This window comes from Enterobacter sp. CPE_E1241 (assembly GCF_045618265.1).
Taxonomy (GTDB): Bacteria; Pseudomonadota; Gammaproteobacteria; order Enterobacterales; family Enterobacteriaceae; genus Enterobacter; species Enterobacter adelaidei.
The window spans coordinates 4,013,823-4,030,913 of the sequence record NZ_JBIWYV010000001.1 but is presented as its reverse complement, the minus strand read 5'-3'; the positions used below and the strand labels follow the sequence as shown (position 1 = coordinate 4,030,913).

General features: G+C 48.2%; 12 protein-coding genes, 5 pseudogenes and 1 other annotated feature. Of the genes and pseudogenes, 10 read left to right on the top strand and 7 right to left on the bottom strand.

Annotation, left to right across the window (positions count from 1 at the left end; all coding sequences use genetic code 11):
* Positions 1–92: 92 nt before the first annotated feature.
* From ACJ9Y9_RS19715 to ACJ9Y9_RS19685, 7 genes and pseudogenes are all read left to right on the top strand, one after another.
* Positions 93–497 (top strand): helix-turn-helix domain-containing protein, encoded by a 405-nt coding sequence (locus ACJ9Y9_RS19715; protein WP_071532327.1) that lies wholly within the window; start codon positions 93–95, stop codon positions 495–497.
* Positions 481–750, top strand: coding sequence for a hypothetical protein (locus ACJ9Y9_RS19710; protein WP_223175622.1), 270 nt, complete (start codon positions 481–483; stop codon positions 748–750). Before ACJ9Y9_RS19715 ends, ACJ9Y9_RS19710 begins: the two co-directional genes overlap by 17 nt.
* Before the next feature lie 312 nt (positions 751–1,062).
* Positions 1,063–2,010, top strand: a complete 948-nt coding sequence (lpxC, locus tag ACJ9Y9_RS19705; RefSeq protein ID WP_023302364.1) for a UDP-3-O-acyl-N-acetylglucosamine deacetylase — start codon at positions 1,063–1,065, stop codon at positions 2,008–2,010.
* Positions 2,011–2,229: 219 nt separating this feature from the next.
* Positions 2,230–2,664, top strand: coding sequence for a Cu(I)-responsive transcriptional regulator (gene cueR / locus ACJ9Y9_RS19700; protein WP_023336667.1), 435 nt, complete (start codon positions 2,230–2,232; stop codon positions 2,662–2,664).
* Between the two features lie 276 nt (positions 2,665–2,940).
* A pseudogene (locus tag ACJ9Y9_RS19695) lies at positions 2,941–3,907 on the top strand (IS5-like element IS903B family transposase).
* A gap of 98 nt (positions 3,908–4,005) precedes the next feature.
* The gene (locus ACJ9Y9_RS19690) at positions 4,006–7,317 is read left to right on the top strand and encodes a molybdopterin-dependent oxidoreductase (protein WP_259657578.1); all 3,312 of its coding nucleotides are present in this window, start codon (positions 4,006–4,008) and stop codon (positions 7,315–7,317) included.
* A gap of 322 nt (positions 7,318–7,639) precedes the next feature.
* Positions 7,640–8,374: pseudogene (locus ACJ9Y9_RS19685) on the top strand (IS5 family transposase).
* Here the strand turns inward: ACJ9Y9_RS19685 and def are convergent.
* Together def and ACJ9Y9_RS19675 are read right to left on the bottom strand one after the other, a co-directional pair.
* The gene (gene def / locus ACJ9Y9_RS19680; protein WP_016154430.1) at positions 8,363–8,815 is read right to left on the bottom strand and encodes a peptide deformylase; all 453 of its coding nucleotides are present in this window, start codon (positions 8,813–8,815) and stop codon (positions 8,363–8,365) included. The pseudogene ACJ9Y9_RS19685 and the gene def overlap by 12 nt on opposite strands.
* Positions 8,816–8,991: 176 nt before the next feature.
* Positions 8,992–10,359, bottom strand: coding sequence for an OprD family outer membrane porin (locus tag ACJ9Y9_RS19675; RefSeq protein WP_016154429.1), 1,368 nt, complete (start codon positions 10,357–10,359; stop codon positions 8,992–8,994).
* Between the two features lie 382 nt (positions 10,360–10,741).
* Between ACJ9Y9_RS19675 and ACJ9Y9_RS19670 the strand changes: the two genes are divergently transcribed.
* Entirely contained in the window at positions 10,742–11,098 is a 357-nt protein-coding gene (locus tag ACJ9Y9_RS19670) for a transposase DNA-binding-containing protein (RefSeq protein ID WP_016154428.1), read from the top strand.
* A gap of 172 nt (positions 11,099–11,270) precedes the next feature.
* Here the strand turns inward: ACJ9Y9_RS19670 and ACJ9Y9_RS19665 are convergent, their stop codons facing one another.
* From ACJ9Y9_RS19665 to ACJ9Y9_RS19645, 5 genes and pseudogenes are all read right to left on the bottom strand, one after another.
* Positions 11,271–11,444: a hypothetical protein gene (locus ACJ9Y9_RS19665; protein ID WP_016154426.1), complete on the bottom strand. Its 174-nt coding sequence runs from the start codon at positions 11,442–11,444 to the stop codon at positions 11,271–11,273.
* A 325-nt stretch (positions 11,445–11,769) separates the two neighbouring features.
* The gene (locus ACJ9Y9_RS19660; RefSeq protein ID WP_016154425.1) at positions 11,770–11,982 is read right to left on the bottom strand and encodes a DUF1471 domain-containing protein; all 213 of its coding nucleotides are present in this window, start codon (positions 11,980–11,982) and stop codon (positions 11,770–11,772) included.
* Between the two features lie 426 nt (positions 11,983–12,408).
* The gene (gene istB, locus ACJ9Y9_RS19655; protein ID WP_269150626.1) at positions 12,409–13,149 is read right to left on the bottom strand and encodes an IS21-like element helper ATPase IstB; all 741 of its coding nucleotides are present in this window, start codon (positions 13,147–13,149) and stop codon (positions 12,409–12,411) included.
* A gap of 13 nt (positions 13,150–13,162) precedes the next feature.
* Positions 13,163–14,706: pseudogene (gene istA, locus ACJ9Y9_RS19650) on the bottom strand (IS21 family transposase).
* A 267-nt stretch (positions 14,707–14,973) separates the two neighbouring features.
* A pseudogene (locus ACJ9Y9_RS19645) lies at positions 14,974–15,429 on the bottom strand (transposase); the annotation flags it as partial.
* A 50-nt stretch (positions 15,430–15,479) separates the two neighbouring features.
* On the opposite strand from ACJ9Y9_RS19645, the gene ACJ9Y9_RS19640 reads away from it, so the two are divergent.
* Together ACJ9Y9_RS19640 and ACJ9Y9_RS19635 are read left to right on the top strand one after the other, a co-directional pair.
* Positions 15,480–16,720, top strand: a protein-coding gene (locus ACJ9Y9_RS19640) for an IS3 family transposase (RefSeq protein ID WP_162838707.1) whose coding sequence is annotated in 2 segments (ribosomal slippage) — positions 15,480–15,795 and positions 15,795–16,720 — 1,242 coding nt in all. Because the reading frame shifts where the segments join, the coding sequence is not laid out codon by codon here.
* Positions 15,788–15,904: a sequence feature (AL1L pseudoknot), on the top strand. It overlaps the preceding gene by 117 nt.
* A 46-nt stretch (positions 16,721–16,766) precedes the next feature.
* A pseudogene (locus tag ACJ9Y9_RS19635) lies at positions 16,767–16,994 on the top strand (transposase domain-containing protein); the annotation flags it as partial.
* Positions 16,995–17,091: the final 97 nt, after the last annotated feature.

Sequence of the window (17,091 nt, the reverse complement as noted above, 5' to 3'; positions counted from 1 at the left end):
AGAGTTGGGTCCCTGAGTTCTTCATGGATGACAGACTCAGAGACCGTATTCTGGTTTGAATATATTCATAGAATATGGTTTGGGGGGAGAGAATGGACACCAGGAAATATTCTGAAAGTGTTGTCAAAGATATTTTGCAGTGGGTTGAAAGTTCATTGAATACAACCTTGCCAGTAGAATTTATTGCTGAGAAGTCTGGGTATTCACGATGGCATTTTCAACGTTTGTTTAAACAGACGACCGGTGTTGCGCTGGGTGAATATGTTCGTGCTCGTCGATTATCATGTGCTGCGATTGATCTGAAATTGACTTCCAGAACAGTCCTAGACATTGCACTTCAGTATGGTTTTAATTCGCAACAAACTTTCACGAGAGCTTTTAAAAACAAGTTTCATCTTCCTCCCGGTCGGTACCGCAAGCAAGGGAATTGGAATTTATCAGCGCTGTGTCCATCTTTACTTTCAGATTATGAGGAGAGATATGCCAATGTTAGTTAATGACCCCGTATTAATTTCTATGATAGAAGATCTGACTGATAAGTATAATAAAATGCAGGATTTTTTAATCGATGATGAACCTTGTATTGATATCGTACGGTCGGTGTATGAGTTGGAGTGTACAGTTAGTGAATTCAAAAAAAGAATTATACTTCAACATATTTCCTATTGCCATTCAGATGAATGTGATGACCCTGACCTGCATGTCGCCTTAATTGACAATATAAAAAACATACTTGACTATCTTGAATAATTTTACAAGAAGGGCATTAGGCTTTCTTAAAACCATTTGTGTTTTGGATGAATAAATATTTTTAATTCACTGATTTCCGTATGGTCTCAACCATAAAGAATATGATGGTAACTAACCCGGGTCAGTCAGTGCGACTCATGCAAGATGCTTGATGTGTATATCGTATAAAATCTTGACCCTATATCAACTTCATGGTTTTTAATGGAACCAAGTCGAGAGTAGCGAGGACGATGAACAGAGCAATAGGGGGAATCATCAATGGAACCTTGTTGCGGACGTTCTGCCTAGTCGCTAGAGCAAACAGAGGTCTCCATGATCAAGCAAAAAACTATCAAGAATATTGTTGAATTAAACGGTATTGGCTTGCATAGCGGTAAAACCGTTAACATGAAAATCATGCCTGCTGGTGCCGATAGTGGCATACGGTTCCGTAGAACAGATGTAACTCCTGTTGTTGATATTCAGCTCCGTGCCGATCAGATTCATGACACTATGCTGGCAACAAGCATTATCAACCCTCAGGGAGTTCGAGTTTCAACAATCGAGCATTTCCTTTCTGCGGTGTCTAGCATGGGGCTTGATAACCTCTTGGTGGAGCTCGATGCTCCAGAACTTCCCATTCTCGATGGGAGTGCCAGAGGATTCATAGACTCAATAATGCACGCTGGTTTGATAGAGCAGTGTGCGCTAAAAAAATATCTTCTGATAAAAAAAACGGTTTCCGTAAAAGATGGCGACAAATGGGCTCTTTTGCATCCAGACTCAAAGTTCTCGATCGATTTTATGATTGATTTTAAGCATCCCTTGATTTCTGCTGAGACTAATAGATTAAATATTGAAGTGTCGAAAGAAAACTATATTAGCGAGATTGCTGATGCCAGAACTTTCGGATTTGTTCGTGATGTAGAACTTCTACAACAAAAAGGTCTTGGGTTAGGGGCAAGTTTGAACAATGCGATAGGGCTTGATGAATATAGCGTTCTGAATCCGGAAGGTCTGCGATTTAATAACGAACTTGTGCGACATAAAACACTGGATGCGATTGGAGACCTCTTTGTATCAGGCCATAATATTATTGGCGCCTACCATGCTTATAAGTCAGGGCATGCATTAAATAATAAGTTGATGCTTGCACTGTTGAATGATGTCGAATCATGGGAATTAGTGAGTGTTGGTGAATATAAAAATGATGCCACTAGAGAAACCATCCTTTCTAAACCCAAAGAAGAGTGTTTTGAGTCATTAAGTATGTGGTCATAAGGGATATGAGTATGTTCGTCACATCTGGTTTTTTACACAGCTTATCTTGATGATTTTTTTCTTGACCTTACCACCACGGGAAGGTCTAGGCTGGATATCGACTAAGTCTTGATGAGCCAAACGGTAACCGTATCACTACGTATGCAAGGTAAGAGTGTCAGAAACGACGTCATTTGAAACTGGATCTGATATTAACAGAATACATTTTGGGAGGTAAGGATGAACATTGGTGATGCTGCCCGGTTATCCGGAGTTTCCGCCAAAATGATCCGCTATTACGAAGAGGCGGGATTAATACCGGAAGTTGCAAGAACTGCAGCCGGGTATCGGATGTACAGCGATATTGATGTGTACAAATTGCATTTTATACGTCGATGTCGGGAGTTAGGTTTCTCTCTGGCGCAAACAGGAGAACTTCTCTGTCTTTGGGGTAACCATTCGCGCCAAAGCGCTGATGTGAAAAAATTAGTCGAGTCACACATCCGCGAGTTGACTGTAAAAATTCAAGAATTTCAGCGTATGGCATCAATACTTACAACGCTTTCTGATTGCTGTGCAGGGGATGATAAGCCTGAATGCCCTATTTTGCGTGCACTGTATCTTGCAGATGTTAACGGTTTGCAGGAATCAGATTCTGGCCCTGAAATTACTTAGCCGCTACCCATATATGACAGTAATTTCAACTGAAATTACGCCCACAAAACAAGATGATATTAACATTAATTGGGTTAGTAATTCTTGGGTGAAAAGAAAGCAATGTGGTTTTTAAAATATATTAACTGTTTTTAGTAGTGAGGTTTACAATGTCAGATATTATTCCCGGATATTGCACACTTTGCCGTTCGCGTTGCGGGACGTTGAATGAAGTAGCAAATGACCACCTGATCAAGGTACGGGCGGCTTTGTTGAATAAATCGAACTTTTGCTGAGTTGAAGGATCAGATCACGCATCTTCCCGACAACGCAGACCGTTCCGTGGCAAAGCAAAAGTTCAAAATCACCAACTGGCCCACCTACAATAAAGCCCTCATCAACCGTGGCTCCATAACTTTCTGGCTGGATGATGAAGCTATTCAGGCCTGGTATGAGTCAGCAACACCTTCTTCACGAGGCAGACCTCAGCGCTATTCTGACCTTGCCATCACGACTGTGCTGGTCATTAAACGCGTATTCAGGCTGACCCTGCGCGCTGCGCAGGGCTTTATTGATTCCATTTTTTCTCTGATGAACGTTCCGCTACGCTGCCCGGATTACAGCTGTGTCAGCAGGCGGGCAAAGTCGGTTAATGTCAGTTTCAAAACGTCCACCCGGGGTGAAATCGCACACTGGTAATTGATTCCACCGGGCTGAAGGTCTTCGGTGAAGGCGAGTGGAAAGTCAAAAAGCATGGCCAGGAACGCCGCCGTATCTGGCGTAAGCTGCATCTCGCCGTTGACAGTAAAACACATGAAATCATCTGCGCTGACCTGTCGCTGAACAATGTTACGGACTCAGAGGCCTTCCCCGGGTTAATCCGGCAAACCCACCGGAAAATCAGGTCAGCCGCCGCCGATGGCGCTTACGATACCCGGCTATGTCACGATGAACTGCGGCGTAAGAAAATCAGCGCGCTTATCCCTCCCCGAAAAGGTGCGGGTTACTGGCCCGGTGAATATGCAGACCGTAACCGTGCAGTGGCTAATCAGCGAATGACCGGGAGTAATGCGCGGTGGAAATGGACAACAGATTACAACCGTCGCTCGATAGCGGAAACGGCGATGTACCGGGTAAAACAGCTGTTCGGGGTTCACTGACGCTGCGTGACTACGATGGTCAGGTTGCGGAGGCTATGGCCCCGGTACGAGCGCTGAACAAAATGACGAAAGCAGGTATGCCTGAAAGCGTGCGTATTGCCTGAAAACACAACCCGCTACGGGGAGACTTACCCGAAATCTGATTTATTCAACAAAGCCGGTACGGGCCAACCCTGAACATCCTAATGGTAAGGCCATGTGTATGAAGGGCAAAGCGGCACCTGAGCTGGTGGACAGCGCAAATAGAATTCTGTACCCGATGAAGAGAACCCATCCTAAAGGTGCCGAGAACCCGGGCTGGAAACGTATAAGTTGGGAAGAGGCTATGTCAACGATAGCCGGACAACTGGAAAAATTTAAACGAGAGAACGGAGCTGAATCTGTCGCTTTCGGTTTTACGAGCCCAAGCGGTACCCCCCTCAGCGATGCAATTGAATGGTTAGAGCGATTTGTTCGTATCTATGGCAGCCCAAACACCAGCTATGGAACTGAAATATGTAACTGGCATAAAGACGTTGCACATCGATGGACCTTTGGCTGCGGCATCCCTGTTGCTGACTATTCCCATGCCGATCTTATCCTTCTTTGGGGGCATAACCCCGCGAATACTTGGCTTGCCCAGGCTAGTGCGATTGGTACTGGTCGAAATAACGGTGCAAAACTGATCGTCGTGGATCCTCGCCCGACACCTTTAGCGAAAGAAGCAAATGCCTGGCTTGATGTCAATCCTGGAACTGACGGTGCATTAGCTTTGGGGTTAAGCCATCTCCTGGTAGAAAGAAACCTGTTTAATCATGAGTTTGTTCGAAACTGGACTAATGGTCCTTTGTTGGTTCGAAATGATAATGGTTATTTTCTTCGGGAAAAAGATATTAACCCACTTGCCATCAGTAATCGCTATACAGTTTGGGACGAACACAACCAGCAAGTCACATTTATCGATTCCGAGACTCGAACTGAAGAAACGCTGACGCCTACAGCTGCACTTGAGGGTAATGTTGAAGTTGCAATAGCTGATGGTGCAAAAATTTCCTGCCAAACGGCGTTTTCATCTTTTAAAGATATGTTGGCTAATTATGACCCAGAAAACGTAAGCCGTATCACCGGGGTATCTGTTGCATCAATTGAAGCCGCTGCGAGTTTGATTGCCGGGGCCAAGAAAATCGCCTACCACAGTTGGTCTGGAGTGGCACAACACACTAATGCCACCCAAACAGAACGTGCGATTGCGACACTGTATGCTTTAACCGGTTGTTTCGATCAGGAAGGATGTAATCGAATCTATGCCAGCCACCCGGTGAATGTGGTTAATTCACCGACACTGATGCCAAAATCACAATGGGATAAAGCATTAGGTCTTGAAGAAAGGCCTATCGGGCCGCCTTCACAAGGTTGGGTTCATTCTCAGGATATCTGGCATTCAGTATTAGAAGGTACACCCTATAAAATTCGCGGGTTAATTGGCTTTGGTGCCAACATATTACTTTCACAAAGTGATACTTCTCTCGGACAACAGGCGCTTGAGGCACTTGAGTTTTATGCCCATGTAGATTTGTTTGAAACGCCTACATCAAAGTATGCTGATATCCTTCTGCCAGTAAACACTGCCTGGGAGCGCGAAGGCCTAAGAACCGGGTTTGAAAGTAGTGCTGCTGCTCAGGACCACATTCAGTTGAGAAAAAAAATGGTCTCTCCGCGCGGTGAAAGCCGTTCCGACCTTGAGATTGTTTTCGATCTTGCATGCCGGTTAGGAATGAATGAAGCGTTCTTCGACGGCAATATTGAGGCAGCCTGGAATTATCAACTAGAACCATTAGGTTTGACTGTTGAGATGCTCAGAAATAAGCCAGAAGGTTACGATATCCCGCTTGAGCATAAAGTCAGAAAATATGCTTTCAGAGACCCAAATAGTGGATATCTGGCAGGTTTCAATACAGAAACAAAACGTGCAGAGTTTTACTCTGAGATCCTTCATCGCTATGGTTACAATCCTTTACCTGAGTATGTACAGCCGCAAGAATACCAGCGCAACGATCCTGATTATCCACTAATGCTGACATCCGTTAAAAGCGGATTCTTCTGTCATAGCCAACATCGAAGCCTGACTAGCCTACGAAAAAAAGCACCTTATCCAACGGTAGACATTTCGGCAGCTCTGGCTGACGAAGAAGGTATCAAGACGGGGGATTGGGTAGAAATTGAAACGAGAGCAGGTCTTGCTCGATTTAGAGCAAAAGTGGAAGCCAAACTCTCTCATGAAACTGTAATTGCTGAGTTTGGGTGGTGGCAGGCTTGTCCTGATTTTGGCAAACCTTCATACCCGGTTAAAGGTGAGTACAGTAGCAATTACAATAGCTTAATCAGCGGTGATAGCTATGATCCAGTCAGCGGTGCTTTACCTTTGCGTTCATTCCGCTGCCGCATTCGCCGCTTGAATGATTTTGAGCTGATAAGACGCCCCTGGGAAGGTCGTAAAACATTCAAAGTCATTGAACTGAAAAAAGAAGCAGATAATGTTACGACAGTTACCTTCCAATCGAATAGTGAAGGCTACTTACCTGATTATGAACCGGGCCAGCATATCACTGTTAGCTGTTGTCCGATGAGCGATTCTGAAGAGATCGTTACCCGGGCGTATTCGCTGACAGGCCCTGCGTTTGTTCATGACCGTAAAACCTATTCCATTTCTGTCCGTCATCAGAAAGCGACTGATGAGAAAGGTGAATATGTAGAAGGAATAATGTCATCCTACATAAACACGCATTTGCAGATAGGCAAGGATGTTGAACTTACGCCTCCTGGGGGGAATTTCATTGTCCCGCTCAATGCCGTCCAGCCTGTCGTAATATTTGCTGGCGGTATTGGAATTACTCCATTCATTTCCTATCTGGAGTCTATTAACCCCCAAGCGGAAGGTCCGGAAATCTGGCTTTTCTATGCTAATCAAAATAGTAGGCTACATGCGTTTAAGAAAAGAATTGCGGAGCTAAATGCGTCTATTGACAGGCTTAAAGTAATTAATATCTACAACCAGCCCCTCGACTGTGATATTCCAGGATTGGATTATGATAGAGCTGGTTATGTTGGTGCGGGAGATGTCGAGGCATATCTTATTGAGAATAATGCTCGTTATTACATGTGTGGTCCGCAGCCTATGATGGATGCGATATCCCGAGGGCTTCAGGAGAGAGGTGTACCTGCATTTGCTATTTTCTACGAGATATTTCGTTCTCCGACAAAAATAAATAATGATCCCTCATTACGTCATAAAGTAATTTTTGCAAAATCAGGAAGAGAAGAGATCTGGACCACGGATAAAGGTACTCTGCTGAATTTTGGAGAAAAACTTGGGATTAAAATGCCTAGTGGTTGTCGTGTTGGACAATGTGAAAGCTGTTCAACTAAGGTGATTGCCGGGAACGTGCAGCATCTGAATGGTGTGGAACCCTCTGATGAGGGTGCATGTTTGACATGCCAGTGCATTCCTGCCGGTGATATCACTATTGATGCCTGAGATAGGTATTAGCATCCTTTACATCAGGCCATTTTAGTGGTCTGATGTTATTCAATGGATAACGCTATGTTTTAAAGACATTTTTAATTATTTTGCGCCAATCCAACTCAATAACCGATTTAATGAATTATTTCAGTGCGATCTTCATGAATTTTTATCATCCTCCCCCTTACCTTCAAGTTACTGCAAGTCTTAGCCTGTAAGAAATTACTACAGTCACCAGTTTCGGATTGGCCGAGGAGTTTTAGTGAATGAAAGGCTTGCAATGATAAAATTGAAACTTCATTGTTTTTCTGCATCGAGCCTAAAAAAATGACCGGGTATCCCTGAGCACAAAACCAGCCATCCACTCGATACATACAGGAAACGCGTTGATAACCGCGCTGCCATGGATGCCATATTCTTCTTCCTCAGGACTGGTTGTCTGAACGCCACCGGGATATGTTCATCGAGTTCTGCACACCGGCGCTTTAAGGAGTGGCACGATTCAGGCATTTTTGAGCGCTTCTGGCAGAACGGTTTGCTTGCCTGCGAGCATCTGGACAGCATTGACTGGTCCTGGTTGTCGATGGACGGTTGTATGACCAAATCGCCGCTGTCAGGAACAAAAAACAGGTCGCAATCCTAAGGACAAAGGGAAACAAGGTGTAAAGCGCAGCCTGCTGACGGACGCCAGGGGGCTTCCTCTGTCGCTGGTCGTCGCAGCAGCGAACACGCACGACATCAAATTGGTTGCGGATACGCTCGATGCCCTTCAGGCGGGGCATCCGGGGGGAAACTCAGGCTCTGTCTGGACAAAGGTTACGAAGCTGGATGGCTGAAAACGTATCTGCAGAGTCGCCGTTACGAGCCACATATTCAGTCCCGTAAAGAGGAGTCTGACGCCAGTAAAAACAGGGACTTCAAAGCCCCTCTCTGGGGCGTTGAGAGGACTCATAGCTGGATGAATCGCTTTCGCCGGGTTCTGACCCGATGGAAAAAGAAGGCCGAAAATTACGAGGCTATGTTGCATTTTGCCTGTGGTCTTATCGTCTGGAATAAAGTCCTATTGAGATAGGCTCTTAGTTAATAGAATCCCGTTCATATGGTCTATCATATGCTGTATACAGATCGAGAGAGTACCACTTGCACTAAAATTTATTGTATTCCCAAAAGCATCAAGAGCGGTGACATTTATTTTCTCTGCACGGTATACAAAACGACTGGTTCCTGGTATAGAAAGACATTTTTCCTCAGTGATATTTTTTTCTTCCTTACTCTCAGCAATTACCGGATTAATTAATACTATTGGTTGCACCAGCGATTCAGGGACATCAATTACAGCAATCCTTTGGTGAACACCAACCTGGGTTGCTGTTAAACCTACACTGGATGTACCGTACATAGTGGTAATCATATCCTTAATAAATTGCCGGGTTATCGGTGAAATATGTTCGACGGGCATTGCAATGATCTTCAATTTGGGATCCGGATACTTTAAAACTGATAATAATGACATGCAAGGCTACTCTTTATTTAAATGGCAGTAAAAACGATATGTTTTAAGTCGGACCTGAGTGGAGAACCGGGACAGAAATAACTACCGGACTGACAGCCAGATATAAATCTTCTGCTGCCTGCGAACGTCATTCCGGTCTGTCCTGCTCAACAGCACAACAGACCGGAAACACTATATCAGAGAAGAGGAAGGGTATAACTGACTGTAACCCGGGTTTCATCCTGGTCACGCTGTCCAGCAGAGCCTTTTCTACTTGTGTCAGGCAGAGCGCTGCGCATTGTGGCATTTTTTACGGAGATGCCAAGTCCGTTAAGTATTCCCTCGGGGATAGTATAACTCAGGGCAATATCCCGTTCCCATTCCCCCTTTCGCCCATTCCCGGTATCAATATTATCGGCGTTCAGATAGAGGATACTTAGATTCAGCCCTTTGAGCCCTGCATCAGCAAAATTATAGGCGTACCGTGCCAGCCAGGTTCGCTCCCCCGCCCTGCTGAATTTTAGCAATTGTGCATCAGTAATTAACCAGGTGCTTGTTCCTTCTCCATCACCACGATTCAGATATGGAAAGTCACTTTTCCCCGTCAGCCACTGATAACCACTGCTCACACTGTGACCTCCAGAAGACCATGTCAACTGACCGCTATAAACATTGTTGTCCACTTCTCCCTTTGTGCGATTATTTCCGTAATAACCAGTACTTACATATCCGGCACTCCGTCCTGCAGCACTTCCGTTCTTTCCGTCTGCATCGCTGATGAATATACGAATATCTGATTTCAGGTTCCCGGAAACGATTTTCAGGTTATGTGCCAGTCCGATATAGTTTTGTCTGTAAAAATTATCCAGCTCACCGTAATAGTATGAGAGAGTCATGTCTTTCATAAGAGTATAGTCACCACCGGCGAAATAAAAACGATTACTGCTCCGTGAAGTGGGACCACTTCCATTGGCTCCGGCAATGGACATTCCGCGCATATCTGTGGAGTTACGTCCTTTTGTATGTGTGAGAACGCCGCCGGTCAGACTCAGATCGTCGATATCTGTTGATGATATTTGTCCTCCCTGATATGTCATGGGCAAAAGGCGGGCATCGTTGTATATAACGACGGGATTTTTGGGCTGAAGCGTTCCATAACGGAGTTCCGTATCAGATATTTTTGCCCTGCCGGTAACCCCCAGGCTACCGAACTGATGAACCGCTCTGCCATCATTGTCTAGCGGAAATACTGTACCGGGTTGCCGACCTGACGCCGGTGAGCCTGCTTTACCTCCTCCGTCAAGTCTGATGCCCAGTAGCCCCAGAGTGCTCAGTCCGAATCCCACTGGCCCTTCAGTATAACCTGAATCGTAATTGAGGATGAACCCCTGTCCCCATTCTTCCTGTTTACTGAACCCGTCCCCACTGCGATTATCTGTATTAATATAGAAATTGCGGAGTGTGAGATTGGCCTTACTGTCTTCAATAAAACCGGCTATCGCATTAGGGACTGTAACTCCCGGCATCAAAGCTACAGCAGATATTACGAGTGTAACTATTCTCATTCAGGTAATTCCTTTAGCTTGCCTGATATCAATATACGCGGTAACACGAAGGGAAAATGGCAGAAAATAATGAGGTATTTGTTTACCGCTGCACTAAGTACGAATCCAGTTCATATCAAAAACCATGAAGTGGCTACAGGGTCAAGACTTTTTTTTTCAGACTGACTGCTTATACCATGGATTGGCCCTATGCACCGTGTTTCTGCTGGTTGTAAGACAGGAGACTTCCGTTTAGACCGGCACTGTTTTCAGGGAGGGAATCAATCTGATGTATCAAGCGAATTGGGTTAATTGTAAGCGTCCAGCGAGACTTGCAACTACCCACAATTATATTAAGGTAATCATTATGATAATCAGCTAAATTACTTTCAGGGATGGTTGAATGATTAATCAGGAACAGACTTCGCTTTCATGGCTCGATGAGGAAATTAATTCTTCTGTCTTTAGCGATCGCCGCCGTGCCAGTCGTTTTAAAAGTCTCATGCAAAAACTCTGGCGGGGGATGGGCAACAGCCTCCCTTTTGCCTGCCAGGATAATGCAGCAACAAAAGCCGCTTACCGGTTCCTTTCCAGTGACAGGATTGATGAGCAGCACCTGCTGCAGGGACATTCCGAGGCTACCAGTCAAAGGATATATGCGCTGCAAGGTGAGAAGATTCTACTGCTTCAGGACACCACAACATTTGGCTACCACCGGGATAACCCTGATGCAGTAGGATTTGCAGGCAATCACACCTAATCAAGATGGGGAATGATGCAGGTGTCAATTGTGGGATCCTGATGCATTCGAGCCTGGCAGTGACGACATCAGGGCTCCCGCTGGGTCTGACCGCGGTGAAGTTCTGGACCCGAAAAAAATTCAAAGGCACTAACGCACTTAAAAGGAAAATTAATCCGACCGTTTTTTTACATCAGATCACTGGCTGACAGTCAAAGACGTGGCTCACGTCTTCATGGTTGACATAGTCTGTCCGGACAGAGATGTCCATATCCGAGCAAGTTTCCGGCAGGAACGAGGTTGCCATAGCTCCGGATGAGAGCATGCCAGTCAGAATCAGTACTGCAGTCACGCTAAATTTTTTCATCTGTATATTCCTCTTCATCAGATATCGCCGTTTCACCTGTTAATGTGTATTAAAAACCCTGTGGTTCATACAGGGTCAACACCCTTACGCTGTTTTTTCTGGTGGGATAAGGACAAAAAAAAAGGCTACCTGGGGGTAACCTGACTAAAACAGTCATCAAGGAAAACGGACAACAGGGATAGGGTTGTCCTGGAGGGTGTGTCCGCATGTGAGGTCGCCGGCGGAACCGGAGGTGACCCCCACTATAGTGGCAGTCAGTCCGGCAGTTCCCTCTGCGACCATCTCACGCGTTTACTGCTCAGGTTCAGGGTAATACCGTCCCGGATTACTTATCAAGTACTGCAGTCACGCGGGCAACGTTTTTCTGGTCTGCACTGGTGATGCGGTAGGACGAAGCACCGGATTCCTGGGCGATAGCGGCAATTTTCGCTTCCGCGTTGTTCAGGGTGTCAGCAGTAACGCTGACGGACTGGGCGAAGCCGGAGAAAGAAACTACGGAGAGCATACCGGCAGCAGCAAGCAGTTTGATGTTTTTCATGGTCATATTCCTTGGGTTATCTGGTCATCTGGTCATCTGGTGATACCGGCGTCATCGCCGTCTCACCTGTTGATGTGTATTAAAAACCCTGTAGTAAATACAGGGTCAACAAGTTATTTTGTAAATTATTGTCGGCTGTGTTTTTGTCGTTTTCATACAACCCAGCTCTTGAAAGAGCCTCACTGTGGCTGACGAGAAATGAGAAAATACGGCCGTAACAGACACCGCGAAACCGGGATTGCGCTGGGGAGATAGGTCGGTGCAGGGCAAGTTAACTTACAGGATTAGTGAGGGTTTATGATGTTACGGCTACTGATTAAGTACGCGTGCGTATTCTGGCGAAGTTGAACGGTTATTCCGGAGGAACGTGAACGCGTTATTCCCTAACGCGCCCTAACTTCTTTTTATTACACCGACCGTTCACTTTCAGTCAACCTGTGCCAGTCGTTTTCTCATCGACTCACCCTTCATTTCCAGCCGGTGGGAGTTATGCATCAGACGATCAAGGATCGCGTCTGCCAGCGTGTTATCGCCAACGCAGCCATACCACTCATCCGTTGGCAGCTGGCTTATCATCACCGTGGCGTTCTTTCCGTATCTGTCATCCATCAGTTCCAGCAGATCGTTACGCTGCGCTGGCAGCAACGGCTCAAGGCCCCAGTCATCCAGGATAAGCAGCTGCGTTTTTGACAGCTGAGCCAGCTGCTTTCGGTAACTACCGTCTGCGCGGCTGTGCGTCAGTTCAACCAGCAACCGGTTCAGTCTCCAGTACTGTACGCTGTAACCCTGCTGGCAGGCGTTGTTGCCAAGGGCGCAGCCCACATAGGTTTTGCCGCAACCGCAGGGGCCGGTTATCAGCAGGTTCTGCCCCCTGACCACCCATTCGTTCTGGCTTAGCTGAGCGATCCGAGAACGTTCCAGGTTTCTCGCTGGCTGGTAGTCGATGTCCTGGACCGAGGCTTCAAGCCTCAGGCGGGCTTTTTGTAGCAGACGTTTCTGTTTACGCTGATCCCTTTCGAGTGATTCGCGCGTGACCAGCAACGCCAGTCTTTCCCTGAAGGAGAGCTCTTCGTAAGTGCCGGGTTGCTCCATCTGTGAGGACAGCGCGGCCGCCATTCCCGTCAGTTTCATTTCTGTCAGCTGTTTCATCAGCGTATGTGGCATTATCGGATCCCTTGTTTCAGTGGAAGTGGCGTGGGCCACGGATGTTTTCATGTTCCTGAGGAAGCTCCCGGGACGGGTGCAGATCTTTGTCCGCCGGAACCAGGTCGCGGTTATTCTTCAGGATCGACTTTATCTGCTTCAGCCGGGTTAACCCCTCTGCATTGGCCAGCCGACAGCTGTTATTGACGCGCTCAGAAGGATATTCACGCGTCAGGCTCAGCAGCCCCAGACACAGGCGATAGGCCTGTTCCGGATGCGCTTTTTCAGCCAGACGCTCGCTGACCCACGTGAAGGTGTCGGAGCCCACACCGGCCGCCCAGCTTTTCAGCCGCTCTGGCGTCCACTGCTGATGATGACGATGGCGCTCCGGCATATGTTCTGCTGCCGTACTGTTGCCCGGATGAAGACGCCGCGGGTGACTGGCGATCATCTGCCCGTCAGACCAGACTTCAAGCAGGTTGTCGAAGGCATGAAGCTCCACCGTTTTACCGACGTGCTGATGGGGGACTGAGTAGTGATGCTGTTCATATTCCACGTGATAATCGATATTCACCTTCGCTTTTTTGATGTGCCGGTAGCGCCACTGCTGCACCGGTAATGGCCTGAGCACAGTTTTGTCCAGCCTTTCGAAGGCCTCACGGCGATTGCCCGGCAGTTTTTTGAAGGGACGTTCGTTGAGCCCGGTTACCAGCGTACGGATACAGTGGTTCAGCTCAGCAAGCGAGAAGAAGACCTGGTGACGGAGCCGGGCCAGGATCCAGCGTTCGACGATCTGAACGCCAACTTCCGCCTTCGGCTTGTCTCTGGGTTTTCTGGGGCGGGCAGGTATCACCGCAACCTGATAATGCTCAGCCAGCTGCTGATAGGAGGGATTCAGTTCGGGATCGTAACGACTGGCTTTGCTAACCCCGCTTTTCAGGTTATCCGGAACCAGGATTTCGGGGACTCCACCGAAGAACTCCAGCATCCTGACGTGGCTGAGAAGCCAGTCTGACAGCGACTGCGTATAGGTAGCCTCCGCGAAGGTGTAGTTTGATGCGCCCAGCACCGCCACGAAGATCTGGGCCTGCCGGCATTCACCCGTCTCAGGTGAGATAACCGACACTGTGGGTCCACAATAGTCGATAAAGCATTTTTCACCGGCAAGATGCTGCTGGCGCATGGAGCGTTTCTGTGACTGGCACCAGGTCTGGTAGCGGCAGCAGAACTGCGAGTAGCTGTACGCCCGAACCGGCATCCTCTGGCAGTATTCCTCCCACAGCAGGTGGCGGGTGACGCCTTTTTACGCAGCTCCATATGGATTTCAGCCCAGTCGGGATCCTCCAGCGCGCCAGGACGACTGTCAGACTCAGGATAAAGCAGACTGGCAAGTAGGGGCTCTGACATTCCTTCCGGAAGTGGCCAGGAGATCCCAGCGGCTTCAAGTCGTTTGAGCATTTTCTGGATGGCACCCGTGCTGACATCTGCGCACTGGCTTATCTGGCGGAAGGACAGGCCGACTTCAAAACGCAGCCTTAAAATTTCATGGATTTTATGCATTGCGATTCTCTTGTTTGGCATATATCACACCCTGGAATAAAAGGGATAGATATAGCATCAAAAATCAATGCGTTAAGAATGATTCTGGCAACGTGAACGGCAATTCCGGTCGGGTGAACACCGATTCTGGCAAAATGAACAGTGATTCTGGTCATGGTGCAAAATCGGGGTATTTTCCGCCGGAATACGCGTTCACGCAAAACCAGAAATAGCGTTCACGTTCCGCCAGAATACGCAACGCGATCACCGCCGGAATGTGTAAGCGTTAAACGAGCGCCGTATTGACGGTTATTTATCGGTAAGAACCACGTTCCATGGCAGCAGTTCCGCCACTTTGTTGCTGGGCCATTCCGGCAGTACGCTCAGGATATGGCGAAGGTAGGCCTCCGGATCGATACCATTGAGCCTGCATGTTCCGATAAGACCATACAGCAGGGCTCCGCGCTCACCGCCGTGGTCGCTGCCGAAGAAGATAAAATTCTTTTTCCCAAGACAGACGGCACGAAGGGCTCGTTCGGCTGTGTTGTTATCAGGCTCTGCCAGGCCATCATCACAGTAGTAGCACAGCGCATCCCACTGGTTCAGGGCATAAGCGAACGCTTCGCCCAGACGGGATTTTTTCGACAGAGTGGCGCTTTTCTCCACTAACCAGTCATGCAGGGATATCAGCAGCGGCTTACTTCGGGACTGCCTGGCTGCCAGCCGCTCAGTTGCAGGGAGGCCCCGTATTGCTTCTTCGATTGAACCGCCCCGGGAATCCTGGAGACTAAACTCTCAGTAAAAGGAGATCCCTGATGAAATCAAAATCAGCTAATCGTTACCCGCCGGAATTACGTGAGCGCGCTGTCAGAATGCTCATTGAGCATCTTGATGAATATGACTCTGAACCGGATGCTATCCGTGCCATATCGTCAAAAATTGGTTGTCATTACGATACCCTGAAAGGCTGGCTACGCCAGCACAGAAATGACTTACGCGGTGGTATCAGCCCCGTCAGGACTGGTGATGGCGAGCTGACCAGTAACGAACGTCAACGTTTAAAAGAGCTGGAGAGGGAAAACCGGGAGTTGCGTCGCAGCAATGATATTCTGCGTCAGGCATCAGCCTATTTTGCTCAGGCGGAGCTCGACCGCCACTGGAAAAAATAATGCCACTGCTCGAACGTCTGAGTGGTGCCCACGGGGTCGGGCCGGTATGCCGCGAGCTGGATATTGCCCCGTCGACATATTACTGGCATCAGCAACGTCAGCAATCGCCGGAAAAACACAGCCTGCGCTCGCAGCGTGATGCGCTTCTGAAGGTGCAGATACAGCGGGTGTACGACGATAACTATGGCGTCTATGGAGCCCGCAAGGTCTGGCGTCAGTTACAGCGGGAGGGCATCGGCGTGGCCAGATGTACAGTGGTACGGTTGATGAAACTGATGGGGCTCGCAGGCGTGCTCCAGGGCAAAAAAGTCCGCACCACAACCAGTCGCAGAGATACCGCAGCACAGGACAGGGTAAACCGCCAGTTCGTAGCGGAATGTCCCAACCAGCTTTGGTGTGCAGATTTTACCTACGTCATCACCTGGCAGGGCTTCGCCTATGTGGCGTTCATTATCGACGTGTTCGCTGGCGTCATCGTGGGCTGGCGGGTCTCATCATCGATGGAAACGTCGTTCGTCCTGGATGCGCTGGAACAGGCACTGTGGTCACGGCGACCTTCGGGCACCATCCATCACAGCGACAAAGGCTCTCAGTATGTCTCGCTGGCCTACACGCAGCGGTTGCAGGATGCAGAGCTGCTGGCTTCCACGGGGAGTACCGGTGACTCGTATGATAACGCGATGGCGGAGAGTATCAACGGTCTGTACAAAGCGGAGGTCATCCACCGTCAGGCCTGGAAGAAGCGCTCAGAAGTGGAACTGGCTACGCTGGCATGGGGGGACTGGTACAACAATCGTCGGTTGCTGGAACGACTTGGTCACATCCCTCCGATAGAGGCAGAAAAAGCGTATTACGCTTCCATCGGGAACAAGGTTCTGGCAGCCTGAACTTCCGAACTTAACTCTCTCCAGGAAAACCGGGGCGGTTCAGTATGAAAACGCCCTCCGGGTGGTTGCGCTGGGGCGCCGTAACTACATGTTCTTCGGCTCTGATGGTGGTGGTGACAGTGCGGCAGTGATGTACAGCCTGATCGGTAGCTGCAAACTTAACGGCATCGAGCCGGAAGCCTGGCTGCGCCATGTGATCAGCGTCATCAACACCTGGCCCGCCAACCGCGTGAAAGAACTGCTGCCCTGGAACGTCACCCTCTCTGTAAACTAATTTTTACCCCACGTCCTTCACGGTGCGCTTACGGTCAGGCGGAGTTAAGGTATTGTAGAAGTGTTGATTTCGGCGGGCTTAGAATGCAAAAACGGAC